The following is a 15157-nucleotide window of genomic DNA, read 5'->3' on the forward strand; positions in this document are numbered from 1 at the left end:
GGAGTGCAGCCAAAGTGAGTACCAACCGGGTGCGAGTCGTCGTCACCGGACTCGGCACGACGACGCCCCTTGGTGGAGACGTCGCCTCGACCTGGGCGGCGCTCCTCGACGGGCGGTCGGGCATCCGCACGCTCACCGAAGACTGGGTCGACACCGTCCCGGCGAAGTTCGCCGGCGTCGCGGCCGTCGACCCCGGTGAGGTGCTGCCCCGCCCCGAGGCCAGGCGTCTCGACCGCTATGAGCAGTTCGCCCTGATCGCCGCCCGGCAGGCCTGGCAGGACGCCGGCGCGCCCGAGGTCGAGCCGACCCGGCTCGGCGTGGTCGTCGGCTCCGGCATCGGCGGCATCAGCACGATCCTGAACGCCTACGACACCTACCGCGAGAAGGGGTGGAACCGGCTCTCGCCGTACACCGTCCCGATGCTCATGCCCAACGGCGCCGCGGGCTGGATCTCCATCGACCTGGGCGCCCAGGCGGGCACCCACGCGGCGGTCAGCGCCTGCGCGACCGGCGCCGAGTCGATCGGCCAGGCCATTGAGATGATCCGCTCCGGCCGCGCCGACGTCGTCGTCGCCGGCGGCAGCGAGGCGGCCATCCACCCGCTCAACATGGCCTCGTTCGCGGCCATGCGCGCCATGTCGACCCGCAACGACGAGCCCCACCGCGCTTCTCGCCCCTTCGACAAGGGCCGCGACGGGTTCGTGCTCGGCGAGGGCGCCGGCATCGTCGTGCTGGAGTCGGAGGCCCACGCGAAGGCGCGCGGCGCGCGGATCTACGCGGTCGCGGCCGGCGTCGGCATCACCTCCGACGGCCACCACATCTCCGCGCCCGAGCCGACCGGCATCGGCGGCAAGACCGCCATGCTGACGGCCATCGCCGACGCGGGCCTCAGCCCCGCCGACGTGCGCCACGTCAACGCCCACGCCACCTCGACGCCCGTCGGCGACGAGATCGAGGCGCGGGCGATCCGCGAGGCGCTCCCCGGCTCCCCGCTCGTCACCTCGACCAAGTCGATGACCGGTCACCTGCTGGGCGGCGCGGGCGGCATCGAGTCCGTCTTCACGATCCTGGCGCTGAGCGAGCGCATCGTGCCCGCCACCGCGAACCTCGACGACCCGGCCGACGGCCTCGACGTGGACATCGTGCGCGGCGAGCCGCGCAAGCTCCCCGACGGGCAGCTCGCCGCGATCAACAACTCCTTCGGCTTCGGTGGGCACAACGTCGCCGTCGCCTTCACCACTGCTTGATCAGCTGTCTGAGAGGGACGCAATGACTGTCGTTGACAACAGGGTGGTGACCGCCTCCTCCGACCAGGAGGCTGCCGACCCCCGCGATCCCGTCGTCCGGCTGGGCCACCTGCTCGACGAGGGTTCCATGCGGCTCATCTCGCCGCAGGACAAGAGCGGGGCCCTGGCGGTCACCGGCCGCGTCGAGGGCGTCCCCGTCGTGGCGTTCTGCAGCGACGCCCGTTTCCAGGGCGGCGCGATGGGCTCCGAGGGCTGCGAGCACATCGTCCACGCCTACGACGTGGCGGTCCGCGAGCGGGTGCCGATCATCGGCGTCTGGCACTCGGGCGGCGCCCGCCTCGCCGAGGGCGTGGAGTCCCTCCACGCCGTGGGCCGCGTCTTCGCGGCCATGACGAAGGCGTCGGGCATCGTCCCGCAGATCTCCGTCGTGGTCGGCGCGGCGGCCGGCGGCGCGGCCTACGGCCCGGCGCTGACCGACATCGTGATCCTCGCCGACGAGGGCCGCATCTTCGTGACCGGCCCCGACGTCGTCCGCTCGGTGACGGGCGAGACGATCGACATGGCGTCGCTGGGCGGCCCCGAGCCCCACAGCAAGCGCAGCGGCGTGGTCCACATCGTCACCAAGTCGGAGCCCGAGGCCCTGCTGAAGGCCCGCCAGGTCGCCACCCTGCTCGGCCACCAGGGCCGGGTCAGGCTGGGCGAGGTCGGCGAAGTCGACTTCTCCACCCTGCTCCCCGAGAACGTGCGCCGCGCCTACGACGTGAAGCCGCTGGTCAACGGCCTCCTCGACGAGCCCGGCGTGGAACTCCACCCCAAGTGGGCCCCCAACATCGTCACGACCCTGGGCCGCCTCGGCGGCCGCACGGTCGGCGTCATCGCCAACAACCCGATGCGCCTGGGCGGCTGCCTCGACTCGACCTCCGCGGAAAAGGCCGCCCGCTTCGTGCGCATGTGCGACGCGTTCGGCGTGCCCCTGGTGGTTTTGGTCGACGTCCCCGGCTACCTGCCGGGCGTCGGGCAGGAACACGACGGCGTCGTGCGCCGTGGCGCCAAGCTCCTCCACGCCTTCGCCGAGGCGTCGGTGCCGAGGGTGACACTGGTGACCCGCAAGTCCTACGGCGGGGCGTACATCGCGATGAACTCCCGCGCCCTCGGCGCGACCCGGGTCTTCGCGTGGCCGACGGCGCAGATCGCGGTCATGGGCGCCGTGGCGGCGGTCCGCATCCTGAAGCGCCGCGAACTCGCGGCGGTCCCGGACGAGGAGCGCGCCGAGCTGGAGACCCGCCTGGCCGAGGAGCACGAGAAGATCGCCGGCGGCCTCGACCGCGCGATCGACCTCGGCGTGGTCGACGAGGTCATCAAGCCGGAAGAGACCCGGGGAGCCATCGCAAAGGTGATCGCCCGTGCGACACCGGCGCGGGGGGCCCACGGGAACATCCCGCTCTAGTTCTTCCTGTACGACCTGAACGCCGCTTCCACCTGTTTGTGGGGGCGGCGTTTCGGCGTTGCGGGGGATTTGCCTGGCGTCCTTCTGCGCAGCGCACCTTGTATGACGGCTTTGGGAAGCGACCCTGCATGGCAACTCTTGGGAGCGACCCGGTGCAGCGGCCCTCCCGAGCGACCTTCTACGGCGACCCTCCCGAGCGGCCCGTACGGCGGCCCTCCCAAGCGGTCCTCTACGGCGGCTCTCCCGAGCGACCCTGTGCGGCGGTTCTCGGGGGCAAACCTTTATGGCGGTCCTCGAAGGCGAACCTTCTGGCAGCTCTCGGGGGCGATCGGCTGGCGGCGCATTTGGTCGGGCGGCTAACGCCGCCCGAAATTTCGGCATATCGACCTCAGTGAGGGCTCCTTGCGGGATGCGCCCGATCGAGTAGAGGACCTCTCCGACCTACCCACCACCACAATGACGCGGCCACTGATCGACCCATAAAAGACCGCCTCGGGGTCCGGGGACAGGAGTGGGGCCGTTGCCCGCTATGCACTTTTGAGGGACATTCGCCCGTGCTGGCAGAGGTGACGAAAGAGTGAGCGTCCAATCACCTGAGCCCACAGCCGGGCAGCCACAATCGGACACTCGCCTGGACCTAAACGATTCCACTACGCGAGAGAAGTCCGAAACCGACGGAACCCAAGACCCCCGGAAATGTTGTGCCGAAGCACGCGACACCATCGCCTCCAAGTGCCCGATGTGGCGCACAAGCCGCGCATCGCCAGAGCCCACGGCCCGGGCAACGTGGCCCTGCCGCTGGGCCTGAGCGGCGGCCGAGCACACCAGAGAGCGGTGTCGTGCGAGGCGGTGGCTGCTTACGCCGGCCTCGGCCAGCGTGGGATGGAAGACCCCCACACCTGACTCGGATACCTCGCCCATGGGACGGCGGCAAGGCAGTGGCCGGTTGACGCCGTTAAGGGCGGTGACCGCGTTAGGCGCTACTGACCAGGCAGCGCGGCAAGCAGGCGGATCTCACAGGGCTTGGCTCTTCAGCGCGTGGCCGAGAATCGTCACCCATTGAACTAACCCCTCCTGGCAGCGTCTTGAAGCGACCGTCCACCACAGACCATCGCAAACGCGCACTTGGGAGGTAGCAGGAAGAACGGCGGCGCGATCTCCAGGCCAACACGTCAGACGTCAGCCGCGAGGGAGGTTGTGGCCGGGTAAGGCGGCCCCGGCCCAGGAGCGTGGTGAAGTACGGCAGGGCGCGCAGGCAGGTGCCCCGCGCCCCCTACAGCTAGACGGCCGCGTGGAGCCAGCGCACCGGAGCGCCCTCGCCGGCGTACCGGAAGGACTCCAGTTCCTCGTCCCACTGCTTGCCGAGCAGCTTGTCGAGTTCGTCCTCCAGGACCACGCGCCCCTGGCTGGCCATCAGCATGACGTTCCGGAGGCGGTCCTCCGAGATCAGGATGTCGCCGTTCACGCCGATGGTCGCCGTGAAAGCGCCCAAAGCGGGGGTGTACGCATGGCGGGAGCCGTCGCTGCCCGGCGACGGGTCTTCGGTGATTTCGAACCGGATGCGCTGCCACCCCATGAGCGAAGAGGTGATCTTGGCGGCGACGCCGGCGGGCCCCTCCCATTCGGCCTGGGCGCGCAGGGCGCCGGGCGCAGCGGGCTGGGGCGTCCACGTCAGGTCGACGGGTACGCCAAGAATGCCTGCGACGGCCCACTCGATGTGTGGGCACAGCGCAGGCTGAGCCGAGTGGACGTACAGGACGCCACGAGCAGCAGCCACCGGACCTCCCGATTCGTACGAGGTGCGCCTTCCCCAACGGCCTCATACTGGGATGATCACAAGTGACTCTAGGAGAGACTACCGTCCGTCGCGGCGGGGCACCAGAGGAGGGTCATACCGATTCCCCCTTGGCCGCCGAACGAATCGGTCTCTCCTGAAGGCGTAAAACGGCGCGATCGTGGAAGTTGGGCGTCCTTCCGGAATTCCGCGATCTCACCGGGCCGCGCCGGACACCACGGCTAGAGTTGCTCACGCAACGCTCCTCTGTCAGCACAGTCGGTGAGGCTGGTGCGGAAAGGGTCAGTGACGCGTGCTTTTCGAGGTTCACGACGAATCGATCCCTCTCGATCTGCTCGACGACCACGCCTGGTCCGAGTTGGTCGCCTGCTTCAACGGTCAGATGTGGGCCGTGGCGCGGGCGGCGGGTCTGGGGGCGGCCGACGCGTCCGACGCCGTACAGGGAGCGTGGCTCCGGCTGGTCGAGAGCGTCGACCGCATCCGCGACCCGCGCGCGGTCGGCGCGTGGCTGATGACGACGACGCGGCGCGAGGCGCTGCGGCTCGGCCGCAAGGCCGGCCAGGAGTTCCCGGCCGACCCGCCCGACCTCTACGAACATCCCACGCTCGCCGCGCCCGACCCGACGACGGAGATCGTCGACGCCGACTACGGGCGCACCCTGTGGTCACGCGTGTCCCGGCTCAGCGAGCCGTGCCGGACCATGCTCCGGCTCTTCGCCCTCAATCCTGATGTACGGTACGCGCAGGTCGCGGCCCGCATGCACATCCCGGTCGGCAGCGTGGGCCCGACCCGGTCGCGGTGCTCGGCCAAGCTCCGGACCCTGCTCGCGGAGGACCCCCTTGAGTGCTGACGACGCGGCGCTGGAGACGTACATGCTGGCGGCGATGCGCCTGGCCGCCCAGGCCGACCCCGCTCCCGGCCGCCTGGCCGCCGACGCGATGGCCGCACTCGCGATGCGCCTGCCCGGCTGCGTCGTTGCGACCCCCGCCGACCTGACGGCCGCCTCCGGCGCACGAGCAGGCGGAAAGCCCCAGATGCACCGCTTCGAGGCCGACGACACGACCCTCGACGTCGAGACGACCATCACCGAGGGTCGCCTGGAGATCGCCGGCCAGGTGAGCCCGCCCCCCGCCCCCGATGCGTATGTCGAGGTCCGCACCCCGCACGTGACGAAGGTCCGGGTACCCTCGGCCGACGGCCAGTTCGCCGTGGCGGGCCTCCCGCCCGGCTGGGTGAGCGTGGCCTACCACCGCCCGAGCGATCCCCCGGTGGTCACCCGCTGGCTGCGTGTCCGCGCCTGAGTCCTACGGCCCGTTCGCCGCGGCCCGGCGCGCCGACATCCTGGCGGCGTTCGACGTCCATCTGGCAGCAGAGGATTGCCTGTACGAGTCCCCGGAGCGGTTGGCCCTCACCCGCGCCGAGTTCGCCTCGGCCTTGGTCGGAGCCCGCCTACCGGGCGAGGCCCGCATGCTCCTGGAACTCGCGCTGCCCGATCTGACCTCGGCCCGCCCGGCGACCGCCCACGCCCGGCTGCTGCTGGCGACGGTGGAACTGCTGACGGGGGATGTCCGGCGGGCCGAGGACACGGCTGCGACGGCGCTGACGGAGTTCGGGCGTCTGGGACGGGCGGTGTGGGAACCGAGGGCCCGGGACGTGCTGCTGCGGGCGCGGCTCACGCAGACGGCCGAGAACAGGGCCGAGGAGAGGCTGCCGCCGGGACGGACAACTCAATCGGCCGAGACCGATGGCGGATTGCCAGCAAGGCAGCCGACTCGGAGTGCCGAGATCGCGCTCAAGCTGGGAGCGCCCTCGAAGCTGTCGGAGGAGCAAGGCGAGTTCGGACTCGATGACGGACTGCTCTGTGACTGTGCGGCTGGGGCCGATGGGCTGGAGGCTGCGGGCTGGCGGTCTGAGGCCGACGAGCTGCGGCTGTTCGCGGTGTCGGCGTTCGTGCGCCGGTGCGGTCGTGGGGTCGGCGGGCTGGTGGTGGCGCAGCTGATGCTGGACCGGGTCCGGGACGGGTCGGGTTGTGCTGCCACGCGGTTGCATGCGGAGGCGTTGCGGCGATGGGTGGGCGGCGATCTCACCGAGGCGCTCGAACTGACCCGGCTGGGGTTCGCCGAGTCGCTCCGCGAGATGTCGCGGCTGGCTTCGGACACCGTGTCGAAGGAGCCGAGTGATTGGCACAGCTCTGAGTCGAGACCGTCTGACTCGATGCCTCAGCTGACCAATCGCCATCGTGACACGACAGTTGGAGACGTCGACCCTGGCGCGATTCCCGACTCAGGGAAGTTCATCAGGACATCGGATGACACCTCCGGCTCGACGGCAGCTAACGGACCTATGGGGAGGCACGCCACAACGCCATCCCCCCTCCCGGAGCCGGGCACAGGCATCCGCACAGGGACGTCGACGTTGGGTGCCGTGCCTCACGTGAAGCGGCTCGCCGATGAGCGTTGGCGGGTCTCCCGGGTGGCCGAGGAGATCGCCACGCTCGGCCTGGAGTTGGCCATCAGGCAGCAGAGCCCCGACAAGGTGCTGCTCTGGTCGGAGCGGTGGCGGGCGCTCGTCAGCGGTGCGGAGCCGGTGGCCGATCGGCCCGAGGTGCTCGTCCAGCTGGTACGCGACCAAGACGCCCTCCACGCCGTAGTCGCCCACGGCGACCAGCTCTCACTCCACGGCCTCGGGTCACTGTCGTCCGTCACCGAGGCGATGGTGCGAATCCGCTACAACCTCCGCAGAAGGAACCTCCGCGACACCAGGCCGGAAGGCGAGGAAGGGTTGTCCCCCGGCCTCCTGCGAGAACTGTCCGCCCTCGACGAGGCGCTGATCCGGCCGCTCGACCTGCCGCAGGGAGCCGTCAGCGTGGTCCCCACGGTCGCGCTGCACTCGTTGCCCTGGTCACTGCTGCCGTCGCTGCGCGGGCGAGCCGTCTCGGTCGCGCCCTCGGCCGCGCTGGCCGTCACCCGCAGGGAGATCGGCGGGCCGGTGGTGGCGCTCGCGGGGCCCGACTTGGCCCATGCGGAGGAGGAGGTGACGGCGGTTGTGGGCGTACATGAGAAGGGAGAGCGGGTGCCCGCCACACGCGCCGCACTTCTGGAGGCTCTCGGGCGGGCGGGCATCGTGCACATCGCCGCGCATGGCATCTTCTCCGGGCGGCGGCCGATGATGTCGAGCATTCTCCTGGACGACGGTCCGCTCCTCGTACACGAGTTCTTCCGCCTGACGCGGGTACCGCCCCTGGTGGTGCTCTCCTCGTGCGACGCCGGCATGGCCTCGGCTCCCGCCGACGGCGCGGCGTTCGGCCTGGCCGGAGCCTTCCTCGACCGCGGGGCACGTACGGTGATCGCGGGCATCGTGCCGGTCCGCGACGACGAGGCGGCCCGGCTGATGGTGGAGTTCCACCGCCGACTGGCCAAAGGGCAGTCACCAGCGCAAGCCCTCGCCGACGCGGCCGTGGCCACCGACGTACCGGGATTCGCCTGCTTCGGAACTGGTTGAGCCCGGAACGACCGCAGCATTCGGAGGATCTGGCGCGGCGTTCAGTTTCCTGGGCCGGGAAGCTCCAGCTCCGCGAAGACGGCCTTGTGGTCGGTGTTCGGGAGGGTGTGAACCGAGAAGGCGTGGATCGCCGTCCGGCTATCAGCCAGGACATGGTCGATCGTCACCGACGGAATGGGCAGCCCGTAGAAGTCGCGCGGAAGGGCCGGCCACGTCGTCTGCAAGCCGTTCCCCGTCACCTCGGCCGCGTCCCGATACCCGGCGTCGAGCAACGCCCGCACCCGGGCATGGTCGAGCGTCGCGTTGAAGTCGCCGATCAGAAGCCGGGCCGCCCCGCCAGTCTGGGAAAGAGCGTCAAGCCCCTCCCCCCAACACGCATGAAGGCGGGCGACATACGGAGCACACGGATGAACGGAAACCATCTCCACCGCCACCCCCTCCACGTCAAGCCGCCCGACGAGCTGCCCGAACCCCCCGAAGTCATGTAACCCCACCCGCTCAACCGGGAAGCGCGAGTAGATCCCCGACCCCCGCGTCCCCCGCCGGGCCTCCGTCACCCGGTTGGGCAGCAGGGCGTCAAGGCCAGCCCGCTCCATCGCCTCCACCGCGTCAGGGCTGAGCTCCTGGAAGGCCACCACGTCAGCCCGCACCGACCGGACCAGCCGTACGACCTCCTCCGCCGGCGCCCCGCCCGCCAGCAGGTTCACCGCCAGCACCCGCAGCCGCGGCCCGCCCCCGCCCGACGGGCTCTCGCCGACCATCCGGGGCACCACGAGAGCCGCGAAGACCAGGCAGACCGCCAGTGCCGCTCCCCCGGCCACCCACCGGCGCGCCAGCAGGGCGAGTAACAAAGCCACCGGCGACGACAACGCAACGTAAGGCGTGAACGCCACCAGCTGCACCCACCAGAACCCCACGTCACCGGGCACGAGACGCAGCAAGACCCAGGCCGCGTACAGAAGAACGATCAGCCAGATCAGCCGGGTGGTCAGGCTCGTGCCACCGGGCGACTCGGGTCGGTGATCCATTCGGACCATGATCCGGCATACAGGGACGCGGTGATGCCCGCCGACGCCAGGGCCAGCACCTCGTGGGCCGCCGTCACGCCGCTGCCGCAGTAGGCGCCCACCGGCACGCCCTCGACCACACCCAGGGTGTTGAAGCGTTCGCGCAGGAACTCGGGGCGGTGGAAGCGGCCGCCGGGTTCCAGGTTGTCGGTCGTGGGGGCGTTCACCGCGCCGGGGATGTGGCCGGCGACGGGGTCGACCGGTTCGACCTCGCCGCGGTAGCGCTCGGGGGCGCGGGCGTCGAGGAGGACGCCGTCGTCGGCCAGGATCGCGGCCTGGTCGGCGGTGATCAGCGGCAGGCCGCCGGGGCGGGCGGTGAAGTCGCCCACGGTCACGTCGGGGGTGTCCTTGGACAGCTCGCCCGTCCAGGCGCGCAGGCCGCCGTCGAGCACGCGGACGTCGCGGTGCCCGAAGTAGCGCAGGCACCACCACGCGCGGGCGGCGGCCAGGGCGTTCCAGTCGTCGTACACGACGACCGGACGGCTGTCGGAGACGCCGAGCTCGCGCATCGCGGCTTCGAAGGCGGCGGCTGAGGGCAGCGGGTGGCGGCCGCCCGTGCCCGCGGGGGCGGCGAGGGCCGTGTCGAGGTCGCAGTAGACCGCGCCGGGGATGTGGCCGAGGGCGTATTCGGCCGGGCCGGGCGGGCCGCCGAGGCGCCAGCGCACGTCGAGGACGGTCACCTCGCCGAGCGAGTCGGCGAGGTCGGCGGCGGTGATCAGTGGGCTCATCGGCGGATCTCCAGGAAGGGCACGTTCTGTTCGGCGGGGGTGAGCGACCCGTGGTAGCCGGTCATCGACCACTCCAGCGGATCTTCCCCGGACGACGCGATCACAAGCTCGCCCTCGGCCACGGCGACGACGTCGCCGACCCGGCCCAGCAGGGCGGGGTCGACGGGGCCGAACCAGCCCGAGTCGACGGCCTCCTCGCGGGTGGCGATCCGGGCCCGGTCGCCGAGCACCGAGCGCCACGTCTGGAGGACCGCGCCGGACGCGCCGGGGGCCGTGTAGAGGTGGCGGAGCCGGGCCTCGCCGCCGACGAGGGCGACGCCCTCGGTGAGCTCGGGGTGGAGGTCGAGGTCGACCTTGTCGGTGGCGTTGATCATGCCGTGGTCGGCGGTGACGTAGAGGACCCCGCCGGGCGGCAGGGTGGCGGCGAGGCGTTCGGCCAGGCCGTCGACGATCGACAGCTGGTCGAGCCACTCGGGCGAGCCCCAGCCGGTCATGTGGCCCATGGCGTCGAGTTCGCCGTAATAGCAGGTCACGTAGGCTCTGCGGGTCGCGCGCAGGGCGGCGTGGACACCGGCGACCCGTTCGTCGAGGGTGTCGGCGGGGACGTAGCGCACGCCCCGGTAGACCGCCGAGGTGAGGCCGGTGCCGTCGAAGGCGGCGGGCGCGACGTAGGAGCAGGCGACGTCATGACTGGCCAGCCGCTGGAACACGGTGTCGACGGGCTGCCAGGTGAGCGGGTCGACGCGGGGGCCGTCGCTGGTCCAGCGCAGGCAGTCGAGCAGGCGGTTCTCGCCGGGCACCGCGACGGTGATGCCGAGCATGCCGTGGTTGCCCGACATGACGCCGGTCCCGATGGTGGCCAGGCTGGTCGGGGTGGACGACGGCAGGCCCGCCGTGAGCACCCGCGAGAGCGCCGACGACAGGAACGGCGCGCGGGACGGGTGGGCGGCGAGCAGGTCGGCGCCCATGCCGTCGACGATGAACAGGCACACCTTCTCGGCCGGGTCGAGCCCCAGCGTGCCGCCGCCGGTTCCGTCGAAGGTGGCGTGGACGGAACCGGCGATGTCGGCGAGGGTGGCCATCACGTGCGCGCCGTCGCCTCCGACAGGGCGCGGGCGAAGGCCAGGACGTGGCGCACGGCCTCGGGGCCGTCGGCGGCCTCGCTGACGCGGAGCTGGAGGTCGTCGGCGGTGATCGAGCCGGTGTAGCCGTGGTCGGCTTCGCAGTTCTCGTCGCCGCAGGTGGCGGGTTCGAGGTCGACGTGGGAGATGGCCCCCCAGCCGATGGTGAGCGTGACCTCGCTGGGCGCGACGCCGGGCGAGTAGGACGCCGGGTCGGGGACCAGCCGGGTGAGCGCGACCGACTGGACCCGGCTCAGCCGGACCGCCTCGGTGGTCGTGGACGCATGAGAGGCGGGGTTTCCCTCGGCGGGCGGATGTTCGTCGGTGTGGCAGACGAGCAACCGGGTGGGCGACAGCACCAGGACCGTGACGTGCCGGCGGACTTCCATGGCCGGGTCGAACGTGGCCTCGTGGTGGACGACGTAGGCGCTGACGCTCTCCTTGCCCAGGGCGGAATCGACGGCGTCGGCGACCAGGTCGGGGTAGTAGCCACTTCGGTCGATGGCCTCGCGCAGACCTGCAGCCGAGACTCGGGTATCCCTCATGGGACCATCCTGCCCTGTCGACCACCCACATTTCACCGGGCAGTCAGGATGGGAGCCGCCTCGGGCCGACGTCCGGCCGGGGCCCGGTGACGGCCTTCAGCACCGCACGGGCGCCCAGCACCTGGACGCCGTTCTCACCCACCAAGACGGGGTCGAGCCGCAACGCCGCGACCTGCGGATGCGCGTCGGCCAGCCGCCCGATCCGGCACAGCAGCTCCTCCAGTTCGGCCACCGCCACGGGCGGGTAGCCGTGCGCGCCGAACAGCAGCGGCGCGGCCTTGGGGGCCCGGACCAGCCCGGCGGCGTCTTCAGCCGTGAGCGGAGCGAGCCGGTAGGCGTCGTCGCCGAGCAGCCGGGCGGCGATCTCGCCCAGTCCGAACGACACCACGGCCCCGAAGTCCCGGTCCTGCACCGAGGTGATCACGGTCGGCACCGCGGGCTGCGGGGCCATGCGCTGGACCGCCAGCCGCGGCCCGGCGACCCCTGCCAGGTCCGTGTACGCCCGCGCGACCGCCGCCGCGTCGGGCAGCGCCAGGCGGACCGTCCCGGCGCGACCGGTGCCGTCCCACTTGACCACCACGGGAAAACCCAGCCGCTCGGCCGCCGCGACCGCCTCCTCGGGCGAGCCCACCGTCTCCGAGGGCCAGACCTCGACGCCGTAGGTCCGCAGCAGGGCGGCGGCGTCGATCTCGACCGGCTCCTCGGCCGCCCCCTGGACGATCTCCCGGGCGGCGACCACGTCGACGCCGCCCAGTTCGGGGATGCTGCCCTCGTCGCCGCGGCGCCACTGCGCATGGCGTACCGCCAGAGCAAGGGCCCTGACCGCCTCCTCGGGCGCCGGATACGACGGGATCGAACCCCGTGCGGGACCCTCTCCGGGCGCGCGCAGCGCGGCCGGGACCCCGGCCTCGCCCCGGAAGGTGGCCAGCACCGGCTTGCCGCTCTCCCCCGCGACCCGCACCAGTTCGGCGGCGACCTCGGCGTCGGGGCCGGGCACCGGCGGCATGTAGACGACCACGGCGGCGTCGACGTCGGGGAGGACCGAGGCGAGCGCCGCGCCGAACTCGGCGGCCCCGGCGCGGGCGCCCAGATCGGCGGTCGAGGGCGCGAGGCCCGCGCTGACGCAGGCGTGGGCGGCCAGCCGGGCCAGGGCGTCGGAGTTGCTGACGATGCCGACGCGCGGCCCCTCGGGCAGGGGCTGGCAGGCGAGCAGCTGGGCGACGTCGAACAGCTGGGTGAGGTCGTCGACGCGGATCACCCCGGCCTGCTCGAACAGGGTCGACACGGCGTCGTCGGGCAGCCCGAACTCGGCGGCCTGCGACTTGACCGCCACGATCGGCTTGGTGCGGGAGATGCGCCGGGCCAGCCGGGTGAACTTGCGCGGGTTGCCCATCGACTCCAGATAGAGGAGGACGACCTCGGTCGCCGGGTCCTCCTCCCAGTACTGGAGGAGGTCGTTGCCGGACACGTCGGCCCGGTTCCCGGCCGAGACGAAGGTGGAGATGCCGAGCCCGCGCTGGTCGACGCGGTGCAGCAGGGCGGTGCCGAGCGCGCCCGACTGGCTGAAGAAGCCGATGCGGCCGCGCGCGGGCAGCCGCCCGGCGAGGGTGGCGTTGAGCTTGATCGACCGGTCGGTGTTGGCGATGCCGAGGCAGTTGGGCCCGACGACCCGCATGCCGTAGGCGCGGGAGATCCGCACCAGCTCCTGCTCGCGCGCCAGCCCCTCCTCGCCCGTCTCGGCGAACCCGCTGGAGACCACGACCAGCCCCTTCACGCCCTTCCGCGCGCACTCCTCGACGACGTCGAGCACGCTCTCGGCCGGCACGGCCACCACCGCCAGGTCGACCTCGCCGTCGATCGCGGCCATGTTCTTGTACGCCCGCACGCCCGCGACCGCCCGCACCTCTCGGTGCACCGGGTAGACCGGCCCGGTGAACTCGGCCCGCAGCAGGTTGCGCAGCACGGTCTGGCCGATCCCGCCCGGCTCCCGGCTGGCCCCGATGACGGCGACCGACTCGGGCTTGAGCAGCCGGGCGATCGACCGCGCCTCGGCGCGGTGTTCGCGCCCGGTCACGACCTCGACCGAGTCGGGGGTGCTGGCGAGGTCGAGGGTCATCCTGACCACGCCGTCCTCGAACGTGCTCTGCGCGGTGTACCCGGCCTGCCGGAACATCTGGGTCATGCGGTGGTTGGCGGGCAGCACGTCGGCGATGAAGGTCCGGATGCCGCGTTCCCTGGCGGCGGCCCGCAGGTGTTCGAGCAGCACCGCCGCGAGCCCGCGCCCCTGGTGGGCGTCCTCGACCAGGAAGGCCACCTCGGCGTGGTCGGCGGGCTTGACCCGGTCGTAACGGACCACCGCCACCATCTCGGTTCCGATGGTCGCGATCAGGGCCAGCCGGTCGTTGTAGTCGACCGTCGTGAAGCGCGTCACCTCCCGGTCCGAGAGGCGCGGACGGGGCCCGAAGAAACGGAAGTAGATCGATTGGGCGGAGAGACGGGAGTAGAAGGAACGCAGGAGTTCGGCGTCATCGGGGCGGATGGGCCGCAGGTGAGCGGTGCCGCCGTCGGAGAGGACGACGTCGGCCGCCCAGTGCGGCGGATGCGCGGGTTCCACCTTTCGAGGGTATCTGTGCACAAACGCGGTGGTTGGGCAACGGATCCGCATCGACTGTGTACGAGTGTCCGCCTCACCCCCCACGAAGCTTGCAGAAGCTGTTAAGTTTCCGGGGTCAGCGTCGATTTGCAGTAAGCAAGGTGGTGACATCATGACGCGGGTCGTCGTGGTGGGCGATCTCATGACCGACGCGGTCGCCCGCGCCAGGTATCCGCTCGCCCGGGCAAGCGACACTCCGGCCGTGGTGACCATGCACGGCGGTGGTTCGGGGGCGAACATCGCCTCGTGGCTCGCCGTCGAGGGTTCCGAGGTCGCCTTCATCGGGCGTCGCGGCGCCGACATCACCGGCCGCAACCGCGACATGGAGCTGATGGGCTACGGCGTCGACGCCCGGCTCGTCATGGATCCCGAGCGCCCCACCGGCACCTGTGTCGTCCTGGTCACCCACAAGGGTGAGCGCACGATGCTCTCCGACCCCGGCGCCAACGCCGCGCTGTCGCCGGAAGACCTGCCCCGCGACCTGTTCACCCAGGGCAGTCACCTGCACATGTCGGGTTACACGCTGATCTGCGAGGGCTCTCGCGACGCCGGGCTGGCCGCCCTCGACCTGGCCCGCCGGGCGGGCATGTCGATCTCGGTCGACTGTGCCTCCTCCGCGCCGGTCGAGCGCACCGGCGCCGAGCCGTTCCTCGAGTGGACCCACGGCGCGAAGCTGCTGTTCGCCAACGCCGACCAGGCCAAGGTGCTGACCGGCCGCGACGACCCCGAGGCGGCGGCCAAGGTGCTGACCGCCTGGTTCCCGCAGGTCGTGATCAAGTGCAACGCCGACGGCGCGCTCTGGTTCAGCAACAACCGGTCCGAGGCCGTCAAGGTCCCGGCCGAGCAGGTCGAGCGGGTCGTCGACGGCACCGGCGCGGGCGACGCGTTCGCCGCCGGGTTCCTGCCGAGCTGGCTCGACGGCAAGCAGCCGGCCGACGCCCTGGCGGCGGGCAACGCGCTGGCCGCCAAGTGCCTGGCCAACCTCGGCGCCCGGCCCCGCCTCTAGCCGAAAGTACGCCCGATCACCGGCTTTTGGAACGATCGGGCCGGAGC

Annotated in this window: 13 protein-coding genes; 7 read left to right on the forward strand and 6 right to left on the reverse strand. The window is 71.7% G+C overall.

Annotated features, from left to right (window positions below):
• The first annotated feature begins 14 nt into the window (after positions 1 to 14).
• The 3 genes from fabF (at position 15) to AW274_RS40030 (ending at position 3597) form a co-directional block, all read left to right on the forward strand.
• A complete protein-coding gene (fabF, locus tag AW274_RS05090; RefSeq protein ID WP_062429801.1) occupies positions 15 to 1247 on the forward strand; it encodes a beta-ketoacyl-ACP synthase II in 1233 nt (410 codons plus the stop codon).
• A gap of 22 nt (positions 1248 to 1269) precedes the next feature.
• Positions 1270 to 2694, forward strand: a complete 1425-nt coding sequence (locus AW274_RS05095; RefSeq protein WP_062429803.1) for an acyl-CoA carboxylase subunit beta — start codon at positions 1270 to 1272, stop codon at positions 2692 to 2694.
• Between the two features lie 732 nt (positions 2695 to 3426).
• Positions 3427 to 3597: a hypothetical protein gene (locus tag AW274_RS40030; RefSeq protein ID WP_157519776.1), complete on the forward strand. Its 171-nt coding sequence runs from the start codon at positions 3427 to 3429 to the stop codon at positions 3595 to 3597.
• A 376-nt stretch (positions 3598 to 3973) separates the two neighbouring features.
• On the opposite strand, the gene AW274_RS05100 is transcribed toward AW274_RS40030, so the two are convergent.
• Positions 3974 to 4471, reverse strand: a complete 498-nt coding sequence (locus AW274_RS05100; protein ID WP_062429805.1) for a DUF3145 domain-containing protein — start codon at positions 4469 to 4471, stop codon at positions 3974 to 3976.
• Positions 4472 to 4781: 310 nt separating this feature from the next.
• On the opposite strand from AW274_RS05100, the gene AW274_RS05105 reads away from it, so the two are divergent.
• Genes AW274_RS05105 through AW274_RS05115 form a run of 3 tightly spaced genes read left to right on the forward strand, consistent with a single transcriptional unit; the run spans position 4782 to position 7990 of the window.
• Positions 4782 to 5339 carry an RNA polymerase sigma factor gene (locus tag AW274_RS05105; RefSeq protein ID WP_062429807.1) on the forward strand — a complete coding sequence of 186 codons (558 nt, stop codon included), beginning with the start codon at positions 4782 to 4784 and terminating at the stop codon, positions 5337 to 5339.
• Positions 5329 to 5790, forward strand: coding sequence for a hypothetical protein (locus AW274_RS05110; protein WP_198169014.1), 462 nt, complete (start codon positions 5329 to 5331; stop codon positions 5788 to 5790). Before AW274_RS05105 ends, AW274_RS05110 begins: the two co-directional genes overlap by 11 nt.
• Complete coding sequence (locus AW274_RS05115) at positions 5777 to 7990, forward strand: CHAT domain-containing protein (RefSeq protein WP_062429811.1); 2214 nt, start codon at positions 5777 to 5779, stop codon at positions 7988 to 7990. The genes AW274_RS05110 and AW274_RS05115 overlap by 14 nt, the downstream gene beginning before the upstream one ends.
• A 41-nt stretch (positions 7991 to 8031) precedes the next feature.
• On the opposite strand, the gene AW274_RS05120 is transcribed toward AW274_RS05115, so the two are convergent.
• Genes AW274_RS05120 through AW274_RS05140 form a run of 5 tightly spaced genes read right to left on the reverse strand, consistent with a single transcriptional unit; the run spans position 8032 to position 14065 of the window.
• Complete coding sequence (locus AW274_RS05120; protein WP_062429813.1) at positions 8032 to 9018, reverse strand: endonuclease/exonuclease/phosphatase family protein; 987 nt, start codon at positions 9016 to 9018, stop codon at positions 8032 to 8034.
• Positions 8979 to 9785 carry a sulfurtransferase gene (locus AW274_RS05125; RefSeq protein ID WP_062429815.1) on the reverse strand — a complete coding sequence of 269 codons (807 nt, stop codon included), beginning with the start codon at positions 9783 to 9785 and terminating at the stop codon, positions 8979 to 8981. Before AW274_RS05125 ends, AW274_RS05120 begins: the two co-directional genes overlap by 40 nt.
• The gene (locus AW274_RS05130; RefSeq protein WP_062429816.1) at positions 9782 to 10867 is read right to left on the reverse strand and encodes an alkaline phosphatase family protein; all 1086 of its coding nucleotides are present in this window, start codon (positions 10865 to 10867) and stop codon (positions 9782 to 9784) included. Before AW274_RS05130 ends, AW274_RS05125 begins: the two co-directional genes overlap by 4 nt.
• Entirely contained in the window at positions 10867 to 11451 is a 585-nt protein-coding gene (locus AW274_RS05135; RefSeq protein WP_030454595.1) for a DUF5998 family protein, read from the reverse strand. The genes AW274_RS05130 and AW274_RS05135 overlap by 1 nt, the downstream gene beginning before the upstream one ends.
• A 43-nt stretch (positions 11452 to 11494) precedes the next feature.
• Positions 11495 to 14065: a bifunctional acetate--CoA ligase family protein/GNAT family N-acetyltransferase gene (locus AW274_RS05140; protein ID WP_232319977.1), complete on the reverse strand. Its 2571-nt coding sequence runs from the start codon at positions 14063 to 14065 to the stop codon at positions 11495 to 11497.
• A gap of 151 nt (positions 14066 to 14216) precedes the next feature.
• Between AW274_RS05140 and AW274_RS05145 the strand changes: the two genes are divergently transcribed.
• Positions 14217 to 15110 (forward strand): carbohydrate kinase family protein, encoded by an 894-nt coding sequence (locus AW274_RS05145; protein WP_062429820.1) that lies wholly within the window; start codon positions 14217 to 14219, stop codon positions 15108 to 15110.
• The last annotated feature ends 47 nt before the right edge of the window (positions 15111 to 15157 follow it).

The sequence above is a fragment of the Herbidospora daliensis genome (genome assembly GCF_001570585.1).
Classification (GTDB): Bacteria; Actinomycetota; Actinomycetes; order Streptosporangiales; family Streptosporangiaceae; genus Herbidospora; species Herbidospora daliensis.

Excerpts from the sequence above, each read along its gene's own strand:
- AW274_RS05135 (WP_030454595.1), bottom strand. The coding sequence starts at position 11,451 with ATGAGGGATACCCGAGTCTCGGCTGCAGGTCTGCGCGAGGCCATCGAC.
- AW274_RS05125 (WP_062429815.1), bottom strand. The coding sequence starts at position 9,785 with ATGAGCCCACTGATCACCGCCGCCGACCTCGCCGACTCGCTCGGCGAG.
- AW274_RS05095 (WP_062429803.1), top strand. The coding sequence starts at position 1,270 with ATGACTGTCGTTGACAACAGGGTGGTGACCGCCTCCTCCGACCAGGAG.
- AW274_RS05120 (WP_062429813.1), bottom strand. The coding sequence starts at position 9,018 with ATGGATCACCGACCCGAGTCGCCCGGTGGCACGAGCCTGACCACCCGG.
- AW274_RS05130 (WP_062429816.1), bottom strand. The coding sequence starts at position 10,867 with ATGGCCACCCTCGCCGACATCGCCGGTTCCGTCCACGCCACCTTCGAC.
- AW274_RS05145 (WP_062429820.1), top strand. The coding sequence starts at position 14,217 with ATGACGCGGGTCGTCGTGGTGGGCGATCTCATGACCGACGCGGTCGCC.